The sequence below is a fragment of the Pseudostreptobacillus sp. genome (assembly GCF_977040545.1).
In genome coordinates this window covers 1-5,706 of sequence record NZ_CDRRBS010000076.1, presented here as the reverse complement: position 1 = coordinate 5,706, position 5,706 = coordinate 1, and the positions used below count along the sequence as shown (strand labels likewise).

At 27.4% G+C, this 5,706-nt stretch carries 4 protein-coding genes; all 4 read right to left on the bottom strand.

What is annotated here, in order from left to right; all coding sequences use genetic code 11:
* Positions 1-79: 79 nt before the first annotated feature.
* Positions 80-1,129 carry a dihydrolipoamide acetyltransferase gene (locus tag ACWYO2_RS04665; protein WP_455515329.1) on the bottom strand — a complete coding sequence of 350 codons (1,050 nt, stop codon included), beginning with the start codon at positions 1,127-1,129 and terminating at the stop codon, positions 80-82.
* A 10-nt stretch (positions 1,130-1,139) separates the two neighbouring features.
* Entirely contained in the window at positions 1,140-2,132 is a 993-nt protein-coding gene (locus tag ACWYO2_RS04660; protein ID WP_455515328.1) for an alpha-ketoacid dehydrogenase subunit beta, read from the bottom strand.
* Between the two features lie 20 nt (positions 2,133-2,152).
* Positions 2,153-3,121, bottom strand: coding sequence for a thiamine pyrophosphate-dependent dehydrogenase E1 component subunit alpha (locus tag ACWYO2_RS04655; RefSeq protein WP_455515327.1), 969 nt, complete (start codon positions 3,119-3,121; stop codon positions 2,153-2,155).
* Positions 3,122-3,395: 274 nt separating this feature from the next.
* Positions 3,396-5,706: hypothetical protein (locus ACWYO2_RS04650; RefSeq protein WP_455515326.1), on the bottom strand; the 2,311-nt coding region annotated here is incomplete at its 5' end.

The following is a 5,706-nucleotide window of genomic DNA, read 5'->3' as shown; positions in this document are numbered from 1 at the left end:
TTTTCCATTCAACAATTTCACCCTCAGTCATATCTATCCCAGCTTTGGGCATAATAATTTCTAATGCCATTTTTCCTCCTTATATTAACATTGTAATTGGATTTTCTAACAATTCTTTTAAATCCTTCATGAACTTAGCTCCAGCTAATCCATCTACCACTCTATGATCTATAGTTAATCCTAAACTCATTATAGGTCTAACTTTAATTTCTCCATTTATTACAACAGGTTTTTCTATTGTTGCACTTACACCTAATATAGCCGAATTAGGTTGGTTTATTATTGGTCCAAATGAAGAAACTCCATACATTCCTAAGTTACTTATAGTAAATGTTGATCCTTGTAATTCACTTGGTGCAAGTTTCATATTTAATGCTCTACTTGTTACATCTTTAAGAGCTACAACAAGCTCAGATAAACTCATTTTTTCAGCATTATATACAACTGGCGTCAATAATCCACCATCAAATCCTACTGCCATTGCTAAATTAACATAATTATGTGCAATTATTGTTTGACCATCTGGAGTTAATGAAGAATTTAAGTATTTATGTTTCATTAAAGTCTTAATAACTGCAAGTGATATTATATCTGTTACTGTAACTTTTTTACCAGTTGTTTCTAAAATTGGTTCTAAAACTTTCTTTCTTAAAGCTATAACCTCTGTCATATCTATATCGTAATTTAATGTAAATGTTGGTGCTGTTAAATAACTTTCAACCATACGTTTTGCAATAACCTTTCTCATTGCAGTCATTGGTATATGTTCAATTTCACCATATTGATCACTATTTTCAGTAACAGGAGTTTCAACCTTAATAATTTCTTGTTCTTGTTTTTCAACTTTAACTTCCTGTTTACCATCTCCAAGTAAGGCTAAAATATCATTTTTCATTATTTTACCTCTTACACCTGTACCTTTAACACCTTGCCAATCAATTCCATTAACTTCAGCCATTCTTCTAGCTACAGGTGAAATTTTAACAAATGCTTCTTCCTTATATGAAGCTACATCATCCTTATGAACTCTTCCAAATGCACCAGTTCCTGGTATTGCTGATAAATCAAGTTTTAATTGAGAAGCTAATTTTCTTGCAGCAGGTGTTGCTCTTAATAATTCCTTTTCCATATTCTCACCTCTACTGTTTATTTACTGTTTTTCTTATTGCATCTTTAATTGAATCTACTGTTGGTATCATTGCAAACTCTAAATTTTGTGCATAAGGCATAGGTACATCTTCTCCAGCTACTCTTCTTATAGGAGCATCTAAGTAATCAAATGCTTCTGATTCCGAAATTATTGCTGAAATTTCACCTATAAATCCACTAGTTTTATGTGCATCATTTACAAGTACAACTTTACCTGTCTTTTTAACTGAATTTATTATTATATCTTTATCTAAAGGTATTAATGTACGTGGATCTACAACTTCAACTGAAATTCCTTCTTTTTCTAAGTCTTCTGCTGCTTTCATTACTCTTGATAACATTTTACCATAAGTAACTACTGTAACATCCTTACCTTCTTTTTTTATCTCTCCAACACCTAATGGTATAACATACTCAGGATCTACAGGTACTGGACCTTTTTGATTAAATTCTGATTTATATTCTAATATTATAACTGGATTGTTATCTCTTATTGAAGCTTTTAATAATCCTTTCATATCTCCTGGTGTTCCTGGTGCTACAACTTTAAGTCCAGGTATATGTGTAAACCAAGATTCAAGTGATTGTGAATGTTGCGCAGCAGATCCTACTCCATTTCCTGCAGCAACTCTAAATGTTACCGGTACTTTTCCCTTACCTCCAAACATATATCTAGTTTTAGCAGCTTGGTTAACTATAGCATCCATTGCTATAACAATAAAATCCATAAAAGTAACATCTACTATTGGTCTTAATCCTGTCATAGCAGCTCCTGATGCAGCTCCTGCTATCGCAGCTTCTGATATAGGACAATCTCTTACTCTTTCTGGTCCAAATTCTTCTATCATACCAACTGAAGTTCCAAAGTCTCCTCCGAACACTCCAACATCTTCTCCCATTAACAATACATCTGGATCTCTTCTCATTTCTTCTGACATTGCTAATATTATCGCTTCTTTAAATTTCATATCTTTAGTTTCCATAAGTCATTCTTCTCCTTAAATTAATCTGCGTAAATATCTTCAAACGCTGTTTCTAATGGTGGTAATGGGCTTTCTTCAGCAAATTTAACTGCCCCATCTACCATATTTTTTACTTCTAATTCAATATTTTTTAATTCTTCTTCTGTAGCGATCTTATTCCCTACTATATAGTTTGCTAATTTCAATATTGGATCTTTTTTCTTCCATTCTTCAACTTCTTCTCTAGTTCTATATTTACCAGGATCTGATGAAGAGTGACCATACCATCTATATGTTATACTTTCAACAAATATAGGACCATTACCTTCTCTTACATAGTCTACTGCTTCTTTAAATGTATTATATACTGACACAGCATCATTTCCATCTTCTATATATTTAAATGGCATTCCATAAGCTGCTGCTCTTTCATATAAATGTTCTACATTAACCATTTTGTGTATATTTGCACTTATTCCATATCCATTGTTTAAACAATAGAATATTACCGGTAATTTCCATATTGAAGCCATATTCATAGCTTCATGGAAACTTCCTTCATTTGTAGCTCCATCTCCAAAGAAACAAACTACAATTTTACCAGTTTTTTTCATTTGTTGAGTAAGAGCTGCACCAACTGCAAGTCCATGTCCTCCACCAACTATACCATTTGCACCAAGATTTCCAGATTCAACATCAGCTATATGCATAGATCCACCTTTACCTTTACATATACCTGTATATTTACCTAAAATTTCTGCCATCATAGCATTTAAATCTATTCCTTTAGCTATTGCTTGACCATGACCTCTATGATTAGATGTAATTATATCATCACTATTTAGTGCAGCCATAGCTCCAACACTTGATGCTTCTTCCCCTACTGAAAAATGTGTCATTCCAGGAACTTTCCCTTTTGATACTAATTGTTTTACTTTATCATCAAATTGTCTAATTTCTTGTACTTGTTTGTACATTTTTAATAATTGCTCTTTACTTAATTTTTCCATTAAATAAACCTCCAAATTTATTTATACTCTATATAAATAATATATTCTTAATATTAAATAAAGTCAACATCATTTCAAAGTTATTATTTTAACTTTATATTTTTTACAGTTTATCTAATTTTTACAAGAAAAAAAGCACTTTCAGTAAGACCGTGATTCCATATTGTGAAATTGAATTTATATATTATTATTCAATTTCATATTATTTATAAGTAAAAAAATTATATAAAAATAAAGAGAATTATATTAAATATAATTCCCTAAATTTTAATTACTACCATCTAAATTGAATTCCACTATTTAGTATATATTTAGCAAATTTGTTTTGATTAAATTTCAATTCTACTTCAGTATTTAATCTTAACGAATCTGTTGGTTTAGCAGTTAATTTTAATAATGTATTTACTTCAACATATTTATTTTTTACATCAATTTCTACATCTTTATTTGTTGATGTATTATTATCTACATGTCTTAAATCTGCAAGTAAATCTAAATCTATATATTTATGATTTAAAGATAATCCAGTCTTATAGTATATATTAAATAATCTTGCCTTTGTAATATATTTACCACTTAATGATATATTTTCATAACCAAATTCATTAACATATCTAACTAAAGTATTTTTATTAAATCTATATTCTGGATTTATACCTATTGCTAAACCATTCATTATAGCTTTTATATTTTCTGGTTCACTATACAGTATGCTTATATTACTTACACCTATACGAGCTGATATATCAAATATTCCCTTTTTATAACCAGTTTTAGCTATTAAACTATGAATAGAATAATTAGTATTAGTGCTTCCACCATCAACAACTTTCATACTTAATGAATTTCTTGAATGAATATATTCTAAATTAATTCCTAAATTAAGTTTATCTATATAATATGAACCATTTATACCTAACTCATCTGTATTATTTTCTGTAGTATATTTTGAATTTTCAAACACTTTTTCTTTATTATCAACTATTGTTTGATGTGTATATCTTGCTTCAATAAATTTACCATAATTCATTTTATATACATTTCTATAAATAGAATCTAAATTATTAACTATATTTGAATAACTTAAATCTCTACTTTTTAACATTGAATATATATAGTAATTATTATTTTCAGATTTAAACATTAATTTTCTAACTAAATTTTTATTAATATCATCTAAATTTAAAATATTTACATTTTTATTAGAACTTGCTAACAATAATTGAGTATTTTTCAATTCTTCAATTACTTCATTTGACATATTAACTTTAACATTAACATCTTTTTCAGAATTTTTAATATCTAATATACCTTCAACCTTATTTTTTAAGTTTATATCAACTATACCTTTATCTGAATTATACCCATCAAGATGTAATTTAGAGTTTTCCAATACTACAGTTCCTTCATTATTAACCTTATTAATATTAGTATCTTTATTAATAACTAAAGAAGAATTTTCTTTAATATTAATTGTAGCATCTATTTTATTTTCTGAATTAATAACTGTTTTTCCATTTTCAACATTTAAGGTTAAATCAGAATATTTTTTATCATTTATAATATTCAATTTACTTGTTCCACTTAAATTAACTGTTGAGTTAAGAGAATTATCTCCATTAAGAGTTATATCAACATCCCTACCATTTATATTTCCTGTAAACTCTTTAAGTTCCTTAAATTCAACTTTATTAGAATGTGAAGCTATAACATCTAAACTTCCAGTACCTTTTAATTTATTAGAAAATACTTTTAAATCATCTAAATTAACTTCTAAATTACCCCTAGAAATTTCTATATCCCCTAAATTATTAAGTTTACTTGAAGCTATACTTAATTTACCTGCTCCAAGTTTTACTATATCTCCAGAACCTTTAATATTTGATGTCATTTCAATATCTGTAGTATTATTTACATTTAATTTAGTATTTGTATCTACATTAACATTTTCTATTGGTATATTTTTACTTATTTCTAATGTTCCTGCTTTTACATCTAAATTCTTAAAGTTCTTAATATTTAGATTTTCTCCTAGTGTTAGTTTAGCTTCTCCTAGTTTTTCTATCTTATTTGTATCTAGACCTTTATTTTCTACATTTAATTTACTTAATACTTTATCTTTTGCTAAGTCTATCTTAATATTTGAACTTTCCTTAGCTATTATCTTTGTATCTGTATTTAATGATTTATCTTCTTTTAGTGTTAATGTTGAATTTTCTAAGTTTAAGTTTCCACTAAAGTTTTCTATATCTTTTACTTCTACATTAGAATTTTTAAATGTTAAGTCTGCACTTCCTTTTACTTTATTACTTAATACTTTATCTCCTGTAACACTTAATTCTCCTGCTTGTAGGTCAATACTTCCTGTGTTATTTAACTTAGAACCTTCTATATCAATTTTTGTAGTTCCTACTTTTATTAAATCCCCTGTTCCTATGATTTTTGAAGTTATTGTTCCATTATTTATAAAGTTTAAATCAAGTTTTGTACTATCTTTTAAATCTATATTTGAAACTTCTATATTTTTCTTAAGTTCTAATTCTCCAGATTTAACTTCAAATGTTTTAAAATTAACTATACTCGTA